Source organism: Brevundimonas viscosa, from assembly GCF_900116065.1.
Classification (GTDB): domain Bacteria; phylum Pseudomonadota; class Alphaproteobacteria; order Caulobacterales; family Caulobacteraceae; genus Brevundimonas; species Brevundimonas viscosa.
Genome location: NZ_FOZV01000004.1, coordinates 25,350 through 44,467 on the forward strand (window position 1 = coordinate 25,350; position 19,118 = coordinate 44,467).

The following is a 19,118-nucleotide window of genomic DNA, read 5'->3' on the forward strand; positions in this document are numbered from 1 at the left end:
GTGCCGCCCCCGCTCGGGTAGAAGGCGCTCCCTTCCGAGCCTCGCCATGTCCATCCTCACCCGCCTCCGCACCAAGCGCGCCGCGCTCGCCTTCATCTTCGTGACGGCGGTGCTCGACATCGTGGCCATGGGGATCATCATCCCCGTCCTGCCCCAGTTGATCGTCGGGTTCGTCGGCTCCAACGCCGAGGCCGGCTGGATCAACGGCGTCTTCGTGGCCCTGTGGGCGGGGATGCAGTTCCTGTGCTCGCCGATCATCGGCTCGCTGTCCGACCAGTACGGCCGCCGGCCGGTGATCCTGATCAGCTGCGCGGGCCTGTCGCTGGACTATGTGCTGATGGCGGCGGCCCCGAACCTGTGGTGGCTGGCGGCAGGGCGGATCATCGCGGGGATCACCTCGTCCAGCTTCACGACGGTGTACGCCTACATGGCCGACATCACCGCGCCGGAACGGCGGGCGCGGGCCTACGGCCTGATCGGGGCCGCCTTCTCGGGCGGCTTCGTGCTCGGGCCGGTGTTGGGCGGCTTCCTCGGCGAGTTCGGCCCGCGCGTGCCCTTCTGGTTCGCCGCCGGCCTGTCGGGCGTGGCCTTCCTCTACGGCCTGCTGGTGCTGCCCGAGAGCCTGCCGGTGGAGAAGCGCATGCGCTTCAGCTGGCGGCGCGCCAATCCCGTCGGGGCGCTGGTGCTGCTGCGCCGGCATACGGAGCTCAGCGGCCTGGCGGTGGTGAACTTCCTGCTCTACTTCGCCCACCACGTCTTTTCGGCGGTGTTCGTGCTCTACGCCGCCCTGCGCTACGGCTGGGGACCGAAGGAGGTGGGCCTGCTGCTGGCCATGGTCGGCGTGCTGGACATGGGGGTGCAGGGCGGCCTGACCGGCCGGGTGGTGCAGCATTTCGGCGACCGCGCCACCATGATCCTCGGTCTCGCCGGGGGCACGGTCGGGATCGCCCTGATGGGCTGGGCTCCGTCGGGCTGGATCTTCGTCGCGGCCATGCTGCCGAACGCGCTGTGGGGACTGGCCATGCCGACCCTGCAGGCGCTGATGACCCGCCGCGTCGGCGACGACGAGCAGGGCCAGTTGCAGGGGGCCAACATGAGCGTGGCCTCGATCGCCGGCGTGGCCTCGCCGCTGTTCTTCGGCTGGATCTACGCCAGTTCGGCCGGCGGCGAGTTCGGCGGCGTTGCGCGTGGGGTGGCGGGGCTGGGCGAGTGGACGGCGCCGCTGATCGGCGCCCTCTATGATCCGGGCCTCGCCTTCTATCTGGCCGCCGGCATTCTCGGTTTGGCGGCGGTGATCGGCTGGGGGGTGGCGCGACGGGCGGAACGTGAGGAAAGCGTAACCGTTTGACCCGGCTGACGCCTTGATGCCGTCGAATTGGCGGGCAGGATCAGGCGCAACGGAATCCATGATCGACCGGACCACGATGAAGACCAGCTCGCTTGCGATCGCCATCGCCCTGACGCTCGCCGCCTGCGGCCAGCCCGACAGCTCCAAGGCCCAGGACGGGGTGTTCGCCGACAACCGGGTGGTCCCCGGCGACGCCACCTCGATGAAGGCCAGCTTCGCCCCCGTGGTGCGCGAGGCGGCGCCGGCGGTGGTGAACATCTCGGCGCGGGGCGTCCAGCAGGTCCGCGATCCCTTTTGGGGCATTCCAGGCCAGCGCCAGACCGGCTCCATCGGCTCGGGCGTCATCGTGCGTCCGGACGGGGTGGTGGTGACCAACAACCACGTCGTCGAGAACATGCAGCAGATCCGCGTGACCCTGAATGACCGCCGCGAGTTCCCCGCGCGGGTGGTGCTGGCCGACGAGCGTTCCGACATCGCCGTGCTGCAGCTGGAAGGCGTCAACGAGCGCCTGCCGATCCTGAACATCGACGATCGCGAGGAGCAGCAGGTCGGCGACCTGGTGCTGGCCATCGGCAACCCCTTCGGCGTCGGCCAGACGGTGACCAACGGCATCATCTCGGCCCTGAACCGGACCGAGACCGGCATCTCCGACTCCAGCTCCTTCATCCAGACCGACGCCGCCATCAACCCGGGCAACTCGGGCGGGGCGCTGGTCGACATGGACGGCGACCTGATCGGCATCAACACCGCCATCTTCTCGCGTTCGGGCTCGTCGTCGGGCGTCGGTTTCGCCGTGCCGGCGACCATGGTGCGCCGGGTGGTCGACTCGGCCGTCGGCGGGGCCACCGCGGTGGTTCGTCCGTGGCTTGGAGTGAAGGGCGAGACCGTCACCGCCGACATCGCCCGCAGCCTCGGCCTCGAGCGGCCGCAGGGTCTGGTGGTCACCGAGGTGTGGCCGAACGGTCCCGGCGCCCGCGCCGGCATCCGCCAGGGCGACGTCATCACCGCCATCGACGGCGCCGAGATCAACGACCAGGGCGGTCTGAACTTCCGGGTGGGCACGCGCGAGCCGAACGAAACCGTCCAGATCTCGGTCCTCCGCGACGGTCGGGTCCAGAGCGTCGATGCGCGGGTGCAGCGACTCCCGGGCGACGCCGATCCGGACAAGGCGCTGTTGATCCGGCAGGGCGTGCTCACCGGCGCCCAGGTTCTGGCCCTGAACCCGGCCCTTGCGGACAGCCTCGGCGGCGACCCGTTCACGAGCGGCGTCATCGTCGGATCGGTGAACCCCCGTGGCTACGCGGCCCGGTTCCTGGCCCGCGGCGACCTGATCCTGGCGGTGAATGGTCGGGCCGTGACGAACCCGCAGCAGCTGGAGAACATCCCGCGCGGCGCCCAGATCACGCTCCAGCGGCGGGGCCAGCAGGCGACGCTGCTGGTGCGCTGATCCGGCCTCCGCGTCAGCCCTTCCGGATCGTCGCCCCGATCGACCAGCTGTGGCCGAACGGGTCGCGGAGCTGGCCGTAGCGGTCGCCCCAGAACTGGTCGGCCAGCGGATAGACGGGCACCGCCCCGGCGACGATGGCCCGGTTCCACCACTCGTCGGCGTCGTCGACCTGCAGGTGCAGGACCACGCCCTTGGGCACGATGTCCTGCTCGCCGTTCATCTCGGGAAACTCGTCGTGCAGCATGACGCTGCCGCCGTTGATGCGGAGGTGGGCGTGCATCAACCGTTCGCCATCCTCGGCCGGCATGGTGCGCAGCACCTCGGCCCCGAAGGCGCGCTGGTAGAATTCGACCGCCGCCTGTCCGCCGCGGGACGGGATGGTCAGATGCGGGGCGACGCCCCCGGTCGGTCCCTGCTGGGTGCGATCTTCGGCCATGGCGTTCTCCTCCCTGAAGCCCACACTAGCGCGTGAAAAGGGCGGTGCGAACGCCTATCTCTGCTTCTCGCATGACCGACCTGTTCGAAGCCTCCGGCATCCATCCTCCCGACGCCCCGCTGGCCGACCGCCTGCGGCCGAAGAGCCTCGACGAGGTGGTGGGGCAGGATCACCTGCTGGGCGAGGGCGGCCCGATCCGGCGCATGGTCGAGGCCGGGCGGTTGGGCTCGATGATCCTGTGGGGACCGCCGGGCACCGGCAAGACCACCATCGCCCGCCTGCTGGCCCAGGCCGCCGGCTACCAGTTCCAGCAGATCAGCGCCGTCTTTTCCGGCGTCGCCGACCTGAAGAAGGCCTTCGAGGCGGCCCGCATGCGCCGCGCCGCCGGCCAGTCGACGCTGCTGTTCGTCGACGAGATCCATCGCTTCAACCGCGCCCAGCAGGACGGCTTCCTGCCCTTCGTGGAGGAGGGGATCGTCACCCTCGTCGGGGCCACCACCGAGAACCCCTCGTTCGAGCTGAACGGCGCCCTGCTGTCGCGCAGCCAGGTGTTCGTGCTCAAGCGGCTCGACGAGGCGGCCCTGAATCAACTGTTGATCCGGGCCGAGGCGCAGGAGGCGCGCCCGCTGCCGCTGACGCCGGAGGCCCGGCAGGCGTTGACCGCGCTCGCCGACGGCGACGGCCGTTACCTGCTGACCATGGCCGAGACCCTGTTCGCTCTTCCGGAGGGAACGGAGCTGGACGTGCAGGGCCTCGCCGGAATCCTGCAGCGGCGTGCGCCCGCCTACGACAAGTCGAGAGAAGAGCACTACAACCTCATATCCGCGCTGCATAAATCGGTGCGCGGCTCGGACCCGGATGCGGCTCTGTACTGGCTGGCGCGGATGCTCAACGGCGGCGAGGATCCGCTCTACCTCGCGCGCCGCATCGTGCGCATGGCGGTCGAGGACATCGGCGAGGCCGATCCGCTGTCGATCCTTGTCGCCAATGCGGCGAAGGATACCTACGACTTCCTCGGCAGCCCCGAGGGCGAGCTGGCCCTGGCCCAGGCGGTGGTCCACCTCGCCACCGCCCCCAAGTCCGTCGGCGTCTACGAGGCCTTCAAGGCGGCGAAACGGGCGGCGGCCGAGACCGGCTCGCTCATGCCCCCGGCCCACATCCGCAACGCGCCGACGAAGCTGATGAAGTCGCTGGGCTACGGCAAGGGCTACCAGTACGACCCCGACACGCCGGAGGGCTTCTCCGGCGCGAACTTCTTCCCCGACGAGATGGAGCGCCGCACCTTCTACCGGCCCAAGGGCGAGGGGCACGAGGCGAAGATCCGCGAGCGGCTGGAGCGCTGGGCGACGCTGCGGGCGAAGGCGCAGGCGGAGGGCGCAGGCGGCGACTGAGCGTTGCCGTAACGCTGGTTTCGGCGCATCCTCCGGGACATCGGATTCCTTGGGAGGGGAAGATGACCGACACCATGAAGATGACGACGTCGACGCTGTGGCACCTGTGGGCGGTGGGGCTGGTGAGCCTGCTGTGGAACGGCTACGGCGGCTACGACTATGTGATGACCCAGACCGACAACGCCGCCTACCTGGCCCAGTTCACGGCCGAGCAGCGGGCGTATTTCGACAGCTTCCCGATGTGGATGGAGGCGGTATGGGCGATCGGCGTCTGGGGCGGGGTGCTGGGCGCCGTGCTCCTGCTGCTGCGCATGAAGTGGGCCTTCCACGCCTTTCTCGCCTCGCTGGTCGCCTTCGCGGTCAGCGTCGTCTACGGCCAGATGTCTGGCGGCAATGAGCTCATGGGATCCACCGGCCTGATCTTCAGCGCGGTGATCTTCCTGCTCGGCCTCGGCTTCGTCATGTACAGCCGGGTCATGAGCCGCAAGGGCGTGTTGCGCTGACGGGCTGACGGGCGGCCGCGCGCCGGGTATGCACGCCCGGTGACAGCCCGGCCGCCCGTTTTCCTTTCCGACGACGAGATCGCCGCCGTCCGGTCGTGGGTGATCCACGAGGACGCGCACGTGCTCGCCCTGAACAAGCCGTCTGGCCTGTCCAGCCAGGGGGGACGCATCAAGGCGCACACGCTGGACGACCTGCTGTGGGCCTTCATGCGCTCCAACGGCAAGCGGCCCGAACTTGTGCACCGGCTGGATCGCGACACCTCGGGCGTCATTCTCGCGGCGAAGACCAAGCCGGCCGCCGGCTTCCTCGGCAAGGCGCTGCAGGCGCGCAAGCTGGACAAGACCTACCTGGCCCTGGTCTCCGCCGCCCCCGAGCCGCGGCAGGGGACCATCGACGCGCCGCTGGTCCGTCAGGAGATCGGGCGCGAGAGCTACATGCGCGTCGCCGCCCCGGACGCGCCCGGCGCCCAGCCCTCCGTCAGCCGCTACCGCACCGTCGCCGCCTCGGAGGAGGGGGCCTTGGTCGAGCTGGAGCCGAAGACCGGCCGCATGCACCAGCTGCGGGTGCACATGGCCTCGATCGGCCGCCCCCTGGTCGGCGACGCCCGCTACGGCGGCGCCCTGACCTTCGCCGGCCGCCCCGCGCCGCGGCTGATGCTGCACGCGGCGAAGCTGACCTTCCCCCGTCCCGAAGGCGGTCGGATGATCGTCGAGGCGCCCTTGCCGGCGGACTTCGCGGCCCTGGTCGAGGCGGCGGGGCTCTAGCCCCCTCCACCATGCTTCGCATGGTCCCCCTCCCCCTGCGGGAAGGATTTCTGCAGCCGTACCCGCCATTCCTCCCCCGCAGGGGGAGGGGGACCGCCCGGAGGGCGGTGGAGGGGGAACCCGGAAAGCTCCGCCACGCTTTCCCCCAAAGCCCCGGAGCCCGCCATGAAACGCCTGACCCTGCCCCTGATCGCCGCCGCCGGCCTGGCGCTGTCGGCCTGCGCCAGCCTCGCCCCCTATGGCCCTCAGCAATCGCCGGGCGGGCAGGGCTACACCGAGCAGCGCATCGAATCCGACCGCTACCGGGTGACCTACTACGGCGTCGGCGCGGCCGGGCCGGTGGCCGATCTGGCGCTGCTGCGCGCCGCCGAACTGACCCTGGCCCAGGGTCATGACTGGTTTGAGGTGACCCAGCGCTGGACCGACGGCCGACCCGACAGCGCCGGCGGGTTGCGCCCCAGCGTCGGCGTCGGCTACGGCTCCGGCCGCTACTCCAGCCCCTACGGCCGATATTCGAGCTCGGGCGTGGGCGTGGGGGTCGGCCTGAACTTCAGCGGGCCCTCGCCGACCTCGACCACGCTCGAGGTGATCATGGGCGACGGCGCGCGACCCGACCGGCCCAACGCCTATGACGCGGCCGGGGTGCGGGACAGCATCGGGGCGAGGTTCTAGGTTCTAGGTTCTAGGTTCCAGGGTTTGGGAGCCTTGGCGCTTCATCTCTCGCCCCTAGCCCCTAGAACCTAGCACCCAGTCCCTACCGCCCCCCGCGCGTCAGCGCCCGGTATTCGACCAGCCGCTCCTTGTCGCGGCGCACCTGGTCGGCGACGGCGTTGTCGACGTCCAGCGAGGCGTAGCGGACCCAGTTCTCGACCCCGAGCTTGTCCTGCACCGCCGAGGTCGGGGTCTGCCAGCGGAAGTAGGACAGCAGGCCGACAACGGCCGACAGCGCGATGGCCAGGGCCTGCAGGCCGCGGAAGGCGACGTCGTGGCCGGGCGGGGCGGTCTCGAGAGCGATGGCGATCGCGCCGGCGAGGAACACCAGCGGCGTCAGGATGCGAGCCAGCCAGCGCATCCAGTAGCGCTCGCGGCGCACCCGCCACAGCTCCATCTGGACGTATTTCTCGAGGTACTCCATGCGCGCGCCCAGCCACATGGTCAGCCGGGTCAGGTAAAGCGCCCGCTGGCCCCAGGCCTTGCCGTCCTGCTGGTAGCGGGTCTCGGCCTGGTCGGCCATGGCGCGACCGGAGGTGAACAGGTTCTGCAGCTCGCGGGTGCGCTGCACGATCTCGCGCGACAGCTGGTAGGAGTCGTTCTCCAGCCGGAAGCGGTACTGGATGAACAGGATCTGCTGCACGCCCCACCACAGGCCGAAGGCGACCAGCATCGCTCCCGCGGCGAGGCCCGCGCCGGCCATGTCGGTCCCGGTCCAGCGGCTGAACCAGGTCGGCCCCAGCACCGCCAGCACCCCGAAGGCCGCCATGGCCAGGGCCTGGTTCAGCCGCTTGACCAGCACGTGCACGCGCAGGGCGTCGAATACCCGCCGGCCATAGGCGTAAATGTCGGCGCGCAGATCGGAATCGACCGGAAAACGCTCCTCGATCTGGCGGGCGAACAGGACGTGGAAGCGGTCCGGCTTGCCCTCGGTCTCCCAGAACGGGAAGATGTCGAGCGGCTGGTTGAAATACTCGTCGATGTGAGCCGAGACCCGCTCGACCGCCTCCGGATCCTCCGAGAAATACTCGCTGTCCTGGATCGGGTTCAGGATGCCCTCGGGATTGCGCAGCGGGCCGCTGCGCCGGGTCGGCGTCGCCGTCGGGATGGCGCGCTCGTGCAGGTCGGCGGCCCCCGCAGGCGGCGGATTGGCGTGCGCGTCGAGGCCGCCGCCCAGCCGCTGGTCGAAGCCCTGGCCGCCGTGACCGCCGTCGCCGAGGGGCGCGGGGGCGGGATGATGATCGTCGTGCGACATGGCGCTTCGGCGGTTCCTGCGAACGTGACCCGTCACTATGGCGCGAGCGCGCCGCCGGGCCGACGGCGTTCTCCCGCGGCGCGAAGCGCCACCGTTCGGGTATCGCCGTTAACCCTGTCGTCCGGCAAGTGAAGTTTCGGTCAGGAGACTGCGCGGGAAGACCCCGCCTCCCTTCGCTTTGCCGCATTCGCGGGTATAAGCCGCGCATCATGACACGTCTTCTCATCGTCGCGGCCGGAGGGGCGCTCGGCGCGGTCGCCCGTTACGGCGTCGGCCGCCTGCTGCCCGCGAGCGGCTGGCCGTGGCCGACGCTGACGGTCAACGTCGTCGGCGGCCTGTTGATGGGCTTGCTGGCCGGGTGGCTGGCCTTCCGCGGCGGGGGGCAGGGCGAGACCATCCGGCTGTTCGCCGCGGTCGGCCTGCTGGGCGGCTTCACCACCTTTTCGGCCTTCTCGCTGGAGACGGCGCTGATGATCGAGAAGCGCCAGTTCGCCCTGGCCTCGGGCTATGTCGCCGCCTCGGTGGTCCTGTCGATCGCCGCCCTGTTCCTCGGGCTGATGATCGCTCGCCGCGCCTTCGGAGCCGCCCTGTGACCGACGCCGCTCCGCCCCGCGAAGTGAAGACCCTCTACGTCGCCGAGGCCGAGGACGGCATCCGGCTGGATCGCTGGTTCAAGCGCCGCTGGCCGCACCTGTCCCACATCCAGATCGAGAAGCTGGCCCGCTCCGGCCAGATTCGCGTCGACGGTTCCCGGGCGAAGCCGCAGGATCGGCTCACCGCCGGCGCCGCCGTGCGCGTGCCGCCGATCCCGGACCCAAGGGTCCGCGACCCGGCCGACAAGCCGAGGATCAGCGACCGGGACGCCGCCTATGCGAAGTCGCTGGTGCTCTACGAGGACGACCTGGTCATTGCCCTGAACAAGCCGGCGGGACTGGCGGTGCAGGGCGGCACCAAGACCACGAAGCACGTCGATCGCCTGCTCTCGGCCTGGGGGGAGGGGATGGACCGGCCCCGCCTGGTCCACCGGCTCGACCGCGACACCTCGGGCGTCCTGCTGCTCGGCAAGGGGCCGGAGGCGGCGAAGCGGCTGGCCGGGGCCTTCGCCCGGCGGCAGGCGAAGAAGACCTACTGGGCCATCGTCATCGGCAACCCCAAGCCCGCCGCCGGCCAGATCGACCTGGCGCTCAAGAAGTCCGGCATCAACGACTTCGAGATCATGCGTCCCGCCGATCCGAAGGAGCACGGCGCCGAACCGGCCGAGACCGCCTACGTCATGCTCAGCCGCGCCGCCCATCGCGCCGCCTGGATGGCGCTGCGCCCCTTCACCGGCCGCACCCACCAGCTGCGCGCCCACATGGCCGCCATCGGCCACCCGATCCTCGGCGATCCCAAGTACGGCACCCCCGAGTCCGCCGAGCTGTCCGGCCCGCTCAAGCTGCAGCTGCACGCCCGCCGCATCGAGCTGGACCACCCCGGCGGCGGCAAGCTGATCGTCGAGGCCCCGCTGGGCCCCGAGATGAAGGCCGGCTTCGCCCACTTCGGCTTCTCCGAGGACGAGGCCGACCCGGACCCCTTCCACGGCGTGAAGAGGATGCGATGAGGGCGCAGCCGCACCTCGTCGCCGGCTCATCGGCGGCCCTCCTTTTCCCCCTCCACCATCCTTCGGATGGTCCCCCTCCCCCTGGGGGGGAGGAACTCGCATGACCCGGCCCCTCGCCGTGTTCGACATCGACGGCACCCTCGTCGACAGCCGCGCCTCGATCCACCGCGCCGCCTGCGAGGCCGCGCAGGTCCTCGGCCTGCCCGAGCCGGCCTATGACCGGGTGCGGATGATCGTCGGCCTCAGCCTGCCCAGGGCCCTGCACACGCTGGAGCCGCAGCTGACCGACGCCGAGCTGGCCGACTTCGTCGCGGCCTTCCAGGCCAGCTTCCGGCGCATGTACGAGGCCGGCCACGAGGAGCCGCTGTATCCCGGCGTGATGGAGCACCTGCGCCGGCTGCACCGCGACGGCTGGCGGCTGGCCCTGGCCACCGGCCAGAACCGCCGCGGCGTGGCCCGCAACCTCGCCCGCGAGGGCTGGGCCGACCTGTTCCTGTCCAGCCACTGCGCCGAGGACGGCCCGGGCAAGCCGGACCCCGCCATGCTGCGCGCCGCCATGGCCGCCTGCGACGCGTGCCCGCGGACCACGACCATGATCGGCGACACCGCCCACGACATCGCCATGGCGGTGGCGGCGGGGACCCACCCGCTCGGCGTCGGCTGGGGATTTCACACGGTCGAGGAGCAGATCGCCGCCGGCGCCGCGCACGTCGCGTCCGACTTCCCGGATCTGGAGACCGCGCTGGATCGCTTCGCCGCCTCGGCGCTGGCCGCTTGAGCCTCAGACCAGCATCCAGATCGCCGCGATCAGGGCCGCGCCGCCGAGGCCCATGGCGATGGCGATCACGCGCAGGTTCATCTGCGCCATCTCCTTGACCGAATGGGTGTCCAGCCGGGCGGCCACGGCGCAGGCGCGCCGCTCCGCCATGACCGTCAGGAACAGGCCCAGCAGGATGAAAACTGTGGCGATGGCCTTGGGGACCCAGGCCGGATCCATGGCCTTGAACAGGGCGTTGAAGGCCAGGCCGATGCCGATCGCCGCCATCGCCGTGCGCGCCCACCCGGCGAAGGTGCGCTCGTTGGCGAGGGCGGTGCGGTCCTCGGCCAGGTCGGTGCGGTCCTCGGCGAGGCCTCGGCGGGTGTCTCCACGGTCGTCCATTGCCTGAGTAACCGCCACGCTGCGACCTCCGTTCCGGCCGCCGTTGATCGGGATCAAGGCAAACCCCGTGGGAGCGGGCAGGCTTTCCACGCTTGGGAGGTGGAGCATGGCCGACATTCTGGTGACCTGGTACTCGCGCTCGGGCTCGACCGAGGCGGTGGCGCGGGCGCTGGCCGAGCGGCTGGGCGGGGACGCCGCGCCCATCCTGACGTCGGCTTCCTATGGCGGGGCGGGCGGCTTCATCCGCGGCGTCTGGGATTCCCTTCGCCGCCGCGCTCCGGCCATTCAGACGGACGCCGACCCGGCCGCCTACCGGCTCGTGGTGGTCGCCGGGCCGATCTGGGCGGGAAAGCCCGCGGCCCCGCTGCGGTCCTTCCTGCGCCGGTACGGGCCCCGCGCGAAGTCGATCGCCGCCGTCTGCGTGTCCGGCAGCGGCGGCGCCTACCCCGCCGCCTTCGCGGAGATCGAGGATCTCGCCGGCAGTCGTCTGGCCGCCCGCCTCTGCCTTTCGCAGGCCGAGGCGCTGTCGGGCGAAGCCGGGCCGATCCTCGACGAGTTCGTCCGGGAGCTGCGTGGAACCCAGGTCGCCGCGGCCTGACCGCCACGCTGGACGCCTTTCGACCCGCCGGGTAGAGGGCCGCGCCATGCCCCACATCCCGCCGCTCGATCCCAACGTCGCCGCCCGCAAGGGCTTTCGCGAGTCCGAGGAGCGGCTGAAGCGTTTCTGGACCGCCGTCGACGTTGCGGAAGGCGAGGGGGGCTGGGCCGTGCGACTCGACGGGCGCGGCCCGAAGACCCCGGCCGGCGCGGCCCTCGCCCTGCCGACCGAGGCCGCCGCCCGTCTCGCCGCCGACGAATGGGCGGCCCAGGGCGAGTTTCTCGATCCGGCGACCATGCCGGCCACCCGCCTGGCCTCCACCGCCATCGATCGGGTGTCGCAAGCGCGCGAGCCCGTCGCCGACGAGATCGCCGCCTTCGCGGGTTCGGACCTGCTCTGCTACCTCGCCGAAGACCCGGCCTCGCTGGTCGAGCAGCAGGCGCGCCAGTGGGCCCCGTGGCGGGCCTGGGCCTCGGTCGAGCTCGGCGTCCATCTTGAACCGGCCGAAGGCATCATCCACCGGCCGCAGGATCCGGCCGCCGTCGCCCGGGTGCGGGAGCTGGCCCTGCGGCTGGACGACTTCGCCCTCGCCGGCCTCGCCATGGCCACGCCGCTGCTCGGCTCCGCCATCCTCGCCCTCGCCCTGCAGCGCGGGGCGGTCTCCGGCGCCGAGGCCTTCGAGCTGTCGCGCCTCGACGAGGCCTTCCAGGAGAGCCGCTGGGGGATCGACGAGGAGGCCGCCGAGCGCACCGCCGCCCGCCGCGCCGAGGCGGAGCTGCTGGAGCGCTGGTTCCGGGCGCTCCAGGGATAACTTTCCACGTCGGAAAGTTTTTACTTGCCATCATGGAAAGTCGCGCTATTCTTTCCATATTGGAAAGTGAGAGTTCGCCATGACGCAAGACCCCGACCCCCGCGAGGCCCTGGCCTCGATCCGCGCCGCCCGCGCCGACTTCCCCGGCTCCATCGACTATCCGCTGCACTACGACCTGCTGTACGGCGCCGCCTGCGGCCTGCTGGTCGCAGCCCAGGGCATGCCGCGGCCGTGGGATTTCATCGCCCTGGCCCTGGCCCTCGCCGGACTCGGCCTGATGGTCACGTCGTGGCGCCGCAAGTTCGGCTGGTGGGTCAGCGGCTATTCGCCGAAGAAGGCCCGCTGGGTGGCCTTCGCCATGGCCGGCCTGCTTCTCGGCCTGATCGGTCTGTCGGCCTACGGGCGCTACGTCGGACCCGACTGGCTGTGGATGGTCTCGGGCGGCATCGGCTTTGTCGCCGCCATCGTCGGCAGCCGGCTGTGGATGCGGGTGTGGCGCCGTGAGCTTGCCGAGGCGGCGCGATGAGCCCGGTCCCTGTCTTCGACCCGGTCATTCACGCCCCCGGCCGGCTGCAGATCTGCGCCATCCTGTCGGGCGTCGACGACGCCGAGTTCGGCCTGATCCGCGACCGCATCGGCGTCTCCGACTCGGTGCTGTCCAAACACCTGAAACAGCTGGAGGAGGCCGGCTACGTGGCCCTGACGAAGGCGCCATTCGAGGGCCGCCAGCGCACCTGGATCGGCCTGACCGCCAAAGGCCGCCGGGCCTTCGCCGCCCACGTCGCCGAGTTGCAGCGGCTGGCGGCGATGACGGCGTCCGCGCCGCTGGGGCAGGGCTTCTCCGGCTGATCTTGCCACCGCGCCCGCGCCTCCCTAAGCCTCGCGCTCAAGGAGACGCCGCATGCAACACATCCTCGAAGAGCTCGAAAAGCGCCGCGAACAGGCCCGCCAGGGCGGCGGTGAAAAGCGCATCCAGGCCCAGCACGCCAAGGGCAAGCTGACCGCCCGCGAGCGCATCGCCGTCCTGCTGGACGAGGGCTCGTTCGAGGAGACCGACATGTTCGTGGAGCACCGCTCGCACGACTTCGGCATGGACAAGCAGCGCATCCCGGGCGACGGCGTGGTCACTGGCCGGGGGACCATCGGCGGCCGGCTGGTCTATGTCTTCTCCAAGGATTTCACCGTCTTCGGCGGCTCGCTGTCGGGCGCCCACGCGGCCAAGATCGTCAAGATCCAGAAGATGGCCCTGACCAACGGCGCCCCGGTCATCGGCCTGTTCGACGCCGGCGGCGCGCGCATCCAGGAGGGGGTCGAGAGCCTGGCCGGCTACGCCGACATCTTCCTGCAGAACACCCTCGCCTCGGGCGTCATCCCCCAGATCAGCGTCATCATGGGCCCCTGCGCCGGCGGCGACGTCTACAGCCCGGCCATCACCGACTTCATCTTCATGGTGAAGGACACCTCGTACATGTACGTGACCGGGCCCGACGTGGTGAAGACCGTCACCAACGAGGTGGTCAGCCACGAGGATCTCGGCGGGGCGCGCGTCCACGCCGGCAAGTCGGGCGTCGCCGACGGCGCCTTCGAGAACGATCTGGAGGCCCTCAGCGAGGTCCGCCGCCTGATCGGCTTCCTGCCCCTGTCGAACCGCGAGACGCCGCCCGTCCGCGACAGCTACGACGACCCCGAGCGCGAGGAGCCCAGCCTCGACACCCTGGTCCCGGCCAATCCGAACCTGCCCTACGACATCAAGGAGCTGATCCTGAAGGTCGTCGACGAGGCCGAGTTCTTCGAGATCGGGCCGGACTTCGCGAAGAACATCGTCACCGGCTTCGGCCGCCTCGACGGCCAGACCGTCGGCGTCGTCGCCAACCAGCCCCAGACCCTGGCCGGGGTGCTGGACATCGACAGCTCGCGCAAGGCGGCCCGCTTCGTGCGCTTCTGCGACGCCTTCGGCATCCCGCTGGTCACCTTCGTCGACGTGCCCGGCTTCATGCCCGGCACGCGCCAGGAGTACGGCGGCCTGATCAAGCACGGCGCCAAGCTGCTGTTCGCCTACGCCGAGGCCACCGTGCCCAAGCTGACCGTCATCACCCGCAAGGCCTACGGCGGCGCCTATGACGTGATGAGCTCCAAACACCTGCGCGGCGACGTCAACTACGCCTGGCCCTCGGCCGAGATCGCCGTCATGGGCGCCAAGGGCGCGGTCGAGATCATCTTCCGCAAGGAGGCCGGCGACCCCGAGGCCCTCGCCGCCCGCGAGGCCGAGTACAAGGAACGCTTCGCCAATCCGTTCGTGGCGGCCGGCCTCGGCTACATCGACGACGTGATCATGCCGCACGGGACAAGACGGCGGCTGATCCGTGCGCTACGGACGCTGAAGAACAAGCAGGCCGAGAACCCTTGGAAGAAGCACGATAATATTCCGCTGTGACCACGCCAGAACTCTTCTTCGCCATTCGTCCGGAAACGCCGCTCCGGGCTGCGCGGGCTGAAGATCACGAGCGGATCGACCGCATGCTGGCGGCCAATCCGCAAAACTGGTCGGACGAGGACGTCGATGTCGTCATGTCGCGCACACAGACTACAATCGGCGGGCCCGAAACTTTCAAGTGGATCCTGCCGGCCTTTCTCGATCGGTGTCTCGCCAATCCAGAGAGGGGTTGGATGACGGACTCCAACGACCTCGTCAGCAAGCTGGACTACGCCCATTTCGACAATTGGCCCGCCGATCAGCAGAGGGCGGCTTTGGCCATGTTGAACAACTGGGCGAATGCTTGGTCGCGCCTCCACGCGGGTGACATCACCGATAGCGCTGATGACGATGCAGTCCTGAGAAACTGGCTGAAGGCGCGGTCAATCTGACCAACCTCCTCTTCCTCTGCGCCCGCAACCGCCTCCGCTCCCCCACGGCCGAGCGGGTGTTCGCTTCGCGCCCCGGCGTCGAGACCGCCTCCGCCGGCCTGGCGCCCGATGCGGAGGAGCCGGTCACGTCCGAACGCGCCTGATCACCTCTCCGTTCGCGAAGGCGAATGGAGAGGACAGACCGCGCAGCGGTCGGGTGAGGGCGGCGCCGGCCGTTGGCGTTGCGCGCCAATGGCCCGCCGTCCGCGCCGCCCTCTCCTGGTCGTCGCTGGCGCGCCGACCTGTCCTCTCCATCGCCTTGGCGGGCGATGGAGAGGTGAGCAGGACGGCCCGCAGGGCCGCCGCGGCGCGGCCGCGCGTCGCGCGGTCCTTGACGCGCGCCGAACCGCCCGGCGACGATCCTTCATGAGGTTGAAGGCGCTCCTCCGGGGAGCGCCGTTCCCCTCCCGTCAGCCCCCGTCAGTTGCGCGCCGCCGCCATCCGTCGCAATCTGCGGCTGCATCACCGACGGGAGACGTCATGCGCTTCATCGCCGTCCTGGCCGCTGCGGCCGTCATCGCCGGGCCCGTCGCGGCCGCGCCGCAGATGACGCCGGTCATCGTCTACTTCGAGGCCAAGTCCGACGCGCTCGTCCCGAGCGCCCAGGAGCTCCTCGACGCCACCGTGGCGCAGTATCGCCAGCACGGCCCCGGCATGGTGATCCTCGCCGGCCACGCGGATCCGCACGAGGGCTCGAGCACGCAGGGCGTCGGTCTGTCGCAGCGGCGCGCCAACGCGGTGCGCGACTATCTGGCCAGCCAGGGCGTGCCGGGCGGGGTGATGACCACCCAGGCGTTCGGACAGTCGCGCCCGGCCGTCCAGGTCGACGAACCGGAGCCGGCGAACCGTCGCGTCGAGATCACCTTCGGCCCGGGCAGCGGCTGGTAGGGCGCGAGGCCCCGCGGCAGGCCCCTGCCGTTAACCCTCTGGACGCACGCCCGGATTGCGGTGAATGCTGCGGTTCGGGAGCGGGGTTGATGGTTGTGCGACTGACGGTGCGGGAAGTTCGTTGTCTCCTCCTCGTCGGAGAGGGGCTGAGGAACAAGGAGATCGGGGCCCGCCTCGGGATCGCCGAACGGACCGTCGGCAACACGCTCCACTCCGCCTACCGCAAGCTGGGCGTGCGCGACCGGCAGGACGCCGTCGCCGAGTTCAGGCGGAATTGGTCAGAAACCGGTCATCGATTGAGCATCCCGTCGGGGGCCGAAAGCGGCTTGTCTGAGGGGGTCCCGGGACGGGCTCCGCTACCGCCGACCCGCTACCGTCCGACGCCGCCCGGCCTCGTCAACACGGGCGTGCTCATCGCGGTGTTCGCGGTCATCGGCGTGCTGTCGGTGCTCGGCCTGCTGACCTCCCGGGCCTTCCAGGCCCTGGGCTGACCGAACCGGAATCTCGTCGAACGTCCCGCAATCGCGGAGGAGGGCGCGCGCATGTCCGATCGACACGAACTCGGCCGCCGCATGGCCGAACAGCTCTACGCCGCCGAGCGGGCCGTCGACCTCGCCGTGGCCGAGGTCAGCGACCTTGCGGCCATGATGACGCGGGGGCGGATGGAGCACGGCATCGCCGCCGTGGTCGGGCAGGAGGCGCTGGAACGCGTTGTCGAATGCAGCGGCGTCCTGACCCGCGCGCGCCGCGCCCTCGTCGACGGCCACCGGCAACTGGCCCGCGACGCCCGGGCGATGCAGATCGCCTGGACCGCGCTTGGCGGGCCCGGAGAGACCAAGCCCGCCGAGGACGGCCCGCGCGTCGGCGCCGTCGGGCGTCTCCGCCAGGTCGCTTGACCGGCCGCGGAAAGCGCTGATCGTCGGGGAATGAACATTGGCGACATCCTGGCCGTCCTCGGAACTCCGGTGCAGCAGGTCTTCTGGCTGGCCACCCTCGCCACCGCCGGCCTCGGCCTCGCCTTCGGCGACCGCCCGGTGCGCCTCGGCGTCGGCCTCGTGCTGGTCAATTTCGGGCTCAGCGGCCTGGTCGATCACTGGGTCTGGCAGACCATCCGCGCCGGCGTCGCCGTTCTGGACGGCGCCCTGTTTGCCGGCCTCGCCATTCTCGCCTGGCGCAGCCGCCGCTGGTGGGCGCATGGCGCGGCGGCCTTCGCCCTGCTCGGCTTCGTCGCGCACTTCGTCGCCATGGCCGACGCCTCGATCTGGTGGCGGGCCTACGTCGGCCTGCGCTGGTGCTTCAGCGCCGCCCTGGTCGCCACCCTGCTGCTCGGCGTGGTCGAGGCGCCCTTCGCCCGCCGCTACGAGCGCTGGGCCGCATCTCTCTAGCCCCCGCCTCCGGCCGTGCCGGCCTGGCGGGGCGCATTCATCCGCCGGAGGAGGCCGTCGTGACCGAAGCCTGGACCTATGAGAGCGCCGCCGCCTTCTGGCGACGCACGCGAAGCAATCCCGAACCCGCCTGGGCCGACTTCGAGGCGGCCGAGCGTCGCCTGCTCGACCATGCTCCGCGCACGGCGGAGGAGGCGGCCCAGGTGCTCGCGGTCCTGGTCGACCAGGGCGCCGACCGGCGCTCGGACGGCCGCGACGTCGAGGCCGTTTCGCGGGTCCGCCGCTTCCTGCTGCAACTCGCCCGGCTCGAGGCCGCGGCCGCCGGTTCGCTGAGAGACGTCGCATGACCCGTCGGCGCCTGCGCGCCGACTGACTCCGGAGACGCGCGCGGGGAGGCGCTTCGTCGATGTCCAGACACCTGATCGCTTCTGCTCTCGCCGCAGGCGTGGTCGCCTCCGCCGGCTGCACCAGCACCTCGCTGGGGCGATCCGACGACGCCGACGACATCCGTCTCTCGCTGCAGACCTTGCGCCGCGCGGGCGTCTCCGAAACCGAGCTCAGCGTCGCCCGCGGAGCCCCGGCGCTCGGCGCCTGCAGCGCCGACCACGCCAGCACCTTGCCGGTGCTGGCGCAGTGGGACGCCTTCGTGCTCGGCGACCTCGGCGCCCGCGAATGCGCGGTGCGTGCGCTGGAGGGGTCGGGCGACCTGTCCTCGACGCCCAGCTATCTGGCCGTCCGTCGCGATGTGATGCGCCTGCACGGCTTCTACAACCGCCGCGCCCAGCGGCAGCAGGCCTTCATGGATTTCGGTTCGGGCGTTTCCGTCATCGGAGCGGCCGGCGCCTTCGAGGGCGGCATCAGCGACTCGACCCGCCGCGCCTGGGCGATCGCCGCCTTCGTGCCGGTGGTGTTCAGCCAGTTCAACGCCTGGGAGCCCACCCGGGAGCTGTTCCACGGCGGGGCTCTGGCGCTGCAGCTGATCACCCTGCGCTACGACCGCTACAACCGCGCGCTGGGGCTGCTGGAAGGCGTGGGGCGGACGGTCGACTGCGCCCCGCATGCCGAGGCGCTGGCGACGATCCAGCGCTGGTCGAGAACGGACGCCCCCGCCGCCACGCGCGCCTACGATGCGGACCGCCTGTTGCTGGCCGAGGCGCGCCGCCTGAACGGCGCCTGCCTCGACCTGAAGCGCCGGGCCGAGGAGCTGGGGTTCGCGACCAGCTACGCCGCGCACCTGCGCCCCTATCTGGCCGCCGAGTACGCCGCCGACGTGCTCCAGCTGGACCATGCCATTGTCGGCAAGGATCACGAGTTGCGCTATTCGCCGTCTGAAACCCTGAGCGCGCTGGTGGCCAGCCCGTTGCGGGCCGCGGACATGCTGCTCACGGGGGAGAACAGCAAGGCGGCGATCGACAGTCTCAAGACCCAGATCGCCTTCTCGGGGCTGAATCGCAATCTCGCCACCATCGGTCTGCCGCCGCTGCCGGCCGCGGCGCCGGCGATCGCGCCGCTGTCCGAAGCCGCCCTGGCGCTCGGCCGGCCCGACGCGCCGGACGAGGTGAACGCGCAGATCACGACCCTGCGCGACCTCGCCGAGGGGCTGAGGGTACGGCATGCCCGGCAGGCCTTCGAGCTGCGGGTCGCCGGCGAACTCTCCGGAGCCGCGTCTGCGGACTATCTGACCTTCGCCTATGACGCCGCGACCACGACCACCACGGTGTCCATCGGGGCCAGGCCGCGGATCGCGCCGCTGGCGTCGGCCGACACCGCCGGAGGGCTGCCTCCGGGCCAGTGAACGACCCGGAGGTCGATCTGCGGGTTGAAATTCCGGCCCTTCGCCCCCACATTGCCCTCATCCTGAAATCCGTCCGATCGACCCGCCCGCGCCCCGCGCAGGCGGCGATGGCGTTTCGGCGC

At 70.9% G+C, this 19,118-nt stretch carries 24 protein-coding genes; 21 read left to right on the forward strand and 3 right to left on the reverse strand.

Annotation, left to right across the window (positions count from 1 at the left end; translation table 11 throughout):
- Window positions 1-46: 46 nt before the first annotated feature.
- Both BM333_RS08490 and BM333_RS08495 read left to right on the forward strand, forming a co-directional pair.
- On the forward strand, window positions 47-1,348 hold the full coding sequence (locus BM333_RS08490; protein ID WP_092309834.1) for a TCR/Tet family MFS transporter: 1,302 nt from the start codon (window positions 47-49) through the stop codon (window positions 1,346-1,348).
- Between the two features lie 58 nt (window positions 1,349-1,406).
- On the forward strand, window positions 1,407-2,795 hold the full coding sequence (locus BM333_RS08495; protein WP_245777203.1) for a trypsin-like peptidase domain-containing protein: 1,389 nt from the start codon (window positions 1,407-1,409) through the stop codon (window positions 2,793-2,795).
- Between the two features lie 13 nt (window positions 2,796-2,808).
- Here BM333_RS08495 and BM333_RS08500 read toward each other — a convergent pair whose 3' ends face one another.
- Window positions 2,809-3,231 carry a VOC family protein gene (locus BM333_RS08500; RefSeq protein WP_092309836.1) on the reverse strand — a complete coding sequence of 141 codons (423 nt, stop codon included), beginning with the start codon at window positions 3,229-3,231 and terminating at the stop codon, window positions 2,809-2,811.
- Between the two features lie 71 nt (window positions 3,232-3,302).
- Between BM333_RS08500 and BM333_RS08505 the strand changes: the two genes are divergently transcribed.
- The 4 genes from BM333_RS08505 to BM333_RS08520 all read left to right on the forward strand — a co-directional run bounded on the left by BM333_RS08505 (window position 3,303) and on the right by BM333_RS08520 (window position 6,562).
- Entirely contained in the window at window positions 3,303-4,622 is a 1,320-nt protein-coding gene (locus BM333_RS08505) for a replication-associated recombination protein A (RefSeq protein ID WP_092309839.1), read from the forward strand.
- Window positions 4,623-4,684: 62 nt separating this feature from the next.
- A complete protein-coding gene (locus tag BM333_RS08510) occupies window positions 4,685-5,125 on the forward strand; it encodes a hypothetical protein (protein ID WP_092309842.1) in 441 nt (146 codons plus the stop codon).
- Window positions 5,126-5,164: 39 nt separating this feature from the next.
- A complete protein-coding gene (locus tag BM333_RS08515) occupies window positions 5,165-5,890 on the forward strand; it encodes an RluA family pseudouridine synthase (RefSeq protein WP_092309845.1) in 726 nt (241 codons plus the stop codon).
- 165 nt (window positions 5,891-6,055) lie between these two features.
- On the forward strand, window positions 6,056-6,562 hold the full coding sequence (locus BM333_RS08520) for a CC0125/CC1285 family lipoprotein (RefSeq protein ID WP_092309848.1): 507 nt from the start codon (window positions 6,056-6,058) through the stop codon (window positions 6,560-6,562).
- 82 nt (window positions 6,563-6,644) lie between these two features.
- Here the strand turns inward: BM333_RS08520 and BM333_RS08525 are convergent, their stop codons facing one another.
- On the reverse strand, window positions 6,645-7,856 hold the full coding sequence (locus BM333_RS08525) for a hypothetical protein (protein WP_092309851.1): 1,212 nt from the start codon (window positions 7,854-7,856) through the stop codon (window positions 6,645-6,647).
- Window positions 7,857-8,065: 209 nt separating this feature from the next.
- Here BM333_RS08525 and crcB point away from each other — a divergent pair, with 209 nt between their 5' ends.
- From crcB to BM333_RS08540, 3 genes are all read left to right on the forward strand, one after another.
- The gene (crcB, locus tag BM333_RS08530; RefSeq protein ID WP_092309854.1) at window positions 8,066-8,449 is read left to right on the forward strand and encodes a fluoride efflux transporter CrcB; all 384 of its coding nucleotides are present in this window, start codon (window positions 8,066-8,068) and stop codon (window positions 8,447-8,449) included.
- Window positions 8,446-9,456 carry an RluA family pseudouridine synthase gene (locus BM333_RS08535; protein ID WP_092309857.1) on the forward strand — a complete coding sequence of 337 codons (1,011 nt, stop codon included), beginning with the start codon at window positions 8,446-8,448 and terminating at the stop codon, window positions 9,454-9,456. Before crcB ends, BM333_RS08535 begins: the two co-directional genes overlap by 4 nt.
- A 100-nt stretch (window positions 9,457-9,556) precedes the next feature.
- Window positions 9,557-10,234: an HAD-IA family hydrolase gene (locus BM333_RS08540; protein WP_092309860.1), complete on the forward strand. Its 678-nt coding sequence runs from the start codon at window positions 9,557-9,559 to the stop codon at window positions 10,232-10,234.
- A gap of 3 nt (window positions 10,235-10,237) precedes the next feature.
- On the opposite strand, the gene BM333_RS08545 is transcribed toward BM333_RS08540, so the two are convergent.
- A complete protein-coding gene (locus BM333_RS08545) occupies window positions 10,238-10,615 on the reverse strand; it encodes a YidH family protein (RefSeq protein WP_092309863.1) in 378 nt (125 codons plus the stop codon).
- A 106-nt stretch (window positions 10,616-10,721) separates the two neighbouring features.
- On the opposite strand from BM333_RS08545, the gene BM333_RS08550 reads away from it, so the two are divergent.
- The 12 genes from BM333_RS08550 (at window position 10,722) to BM333_RS08605 (ending at window position 18,996) form a co-directional block, all read left to right on the forward strand.
- Complete coding sequence (locus tag BM333_RS08550; protein ID WP_092309866.1) at window positions 10,722-11,213, forward strand: flavodoxin family protein; 492 nt, start codon at window positions 10,722-10,724, stop codon at window positions 11,211-11,213.
- Between the two features lie 46 nt (window positions 11,214-11,259).
- A complete protein-coding gene (locus BM333_RS08555; RefSeq protein ID WP_092309869.1) occupies window positions 11,260-12,024 on the forward strand; it encodes an ATP12 family chaperone protein in 765 nt (254 codons plus the stop codon).
- Window positions 12,025-12,103: 79 nt separating this feature from the next.
- Entirely contained in the window at window positions 12,104-12,550 is a 447-nt protein-coding gene (locus tag BM333_RS08560; RefSeq protein WP_092309873.1) for a hypothetical protein, read from the forward strand.
- Window positions 12,547-12,873: a winged helix-turn-helix domain-containing protein gene (locus BM333_RS08565; protein WP_092309876.1), complete on the forward strand. Its 327-nt coding sequence runs from the start codon at window positions 12,547-12,549 to the stop codon at window positions 12,871-12,873. Before BM333_RS08560 ends, BM333_RS08565 begins: the two co-directional genes overlap by 4 nt.
- Window positions 12,874-12,925: 52 nt before the next feature.
- Window positions 12,926-14,458 carry an acyl-CoA carboxylase subunit beta gene (locus BM333_RS08570; protein WP_092309879.1) on the forward strand — a complete coding sequence of 511 codons (1,533 nt, stop codon included), beginning with the start codon at window positions 12,926-12,928 and terminating at the stop codon, window positions 14,456-14,458.
- On the forward strand, window positions 14,455-14,889 hold the full coding sequence (locus BM333_RS08575; RefSeq protein ID WP_143105798.1) for a hypothetical protein: 435 nt from the start codon (window positions 14,455-14,457) through the stop codon (window positions 14,887-14,889). The genes BM333_RS08570 and BM333_RS08575 overlap by 4 nt, the downstream gene beginning before the upstream one ends.
- A 519-nt stretch (window positions 14,890-15,408) precedes the next feature.
- Window positions 15,409-15,816, forward strand: a complete 408-nt coding sequence (locus tag BM333_RS16060; protein ID WP_218151441.1) for an OmpA family protein — start codon at window positions 15,409-15,411, stop codon at window positions 15,814-15,816.
- 89 nt (window positions 15,817-15,905) lie between these two features.
- Window positions 15,906-16,307, forward strand: a complete 402-nt coding sequence (locus tag BM333_RS08585) for a helix-turn-helix domain-containing protein (protein WP_092309888.1) — start codon at window positions 15,906-15,908, stop codon at window positions 16,305-16,307.
- 51 nt (window positions 16,308-16,358) lie between these two features.
- Entirely contained in the window at window positions 16,359-16,712 is a 354-nt protein-coding gene (locus BM333_RS08590) for a hypothetical protein (protein ID WP_092309891.1), read from the forward strand.
- Window positions 16,713-16,742: 30 nt separating this feature from the next.
- On the forward strand, window positions 16,743-17,201 hold the full coding sequence (locus BM333_RS08595) for a hypothetical protein (RefSeq protein ID WP_092309894.1): 459 nt from the start codon (window positions 16,743-16,745) through the stop codon (window positions 17,199-17,201).
- 59 nt (window positions 17,202-17,260) lie between these two features.
- A complete protein-coding gene (locus tag BM333_RS08600; protein ID WP_092309897.1) occupies window positions 17,261-17,548 on the forward strand; it encodes a hypothetical protein in 288 nt (95 codons plus the stop codon).
- 59 nt (window positions 17,549-17,607) lie between these two features.
- Complete coding sequence (locus BM333_RS08605) at window positions 17,608-18,996, forward strand: hypothetical protein (protein WP_092309900.1); 1,389 nt, start codon at window positions 17,608-17,610, stop codon at window positions 18,994-18,996.
- Window positions 18,997-19,118: the final 122 nt, after the last annotated feature.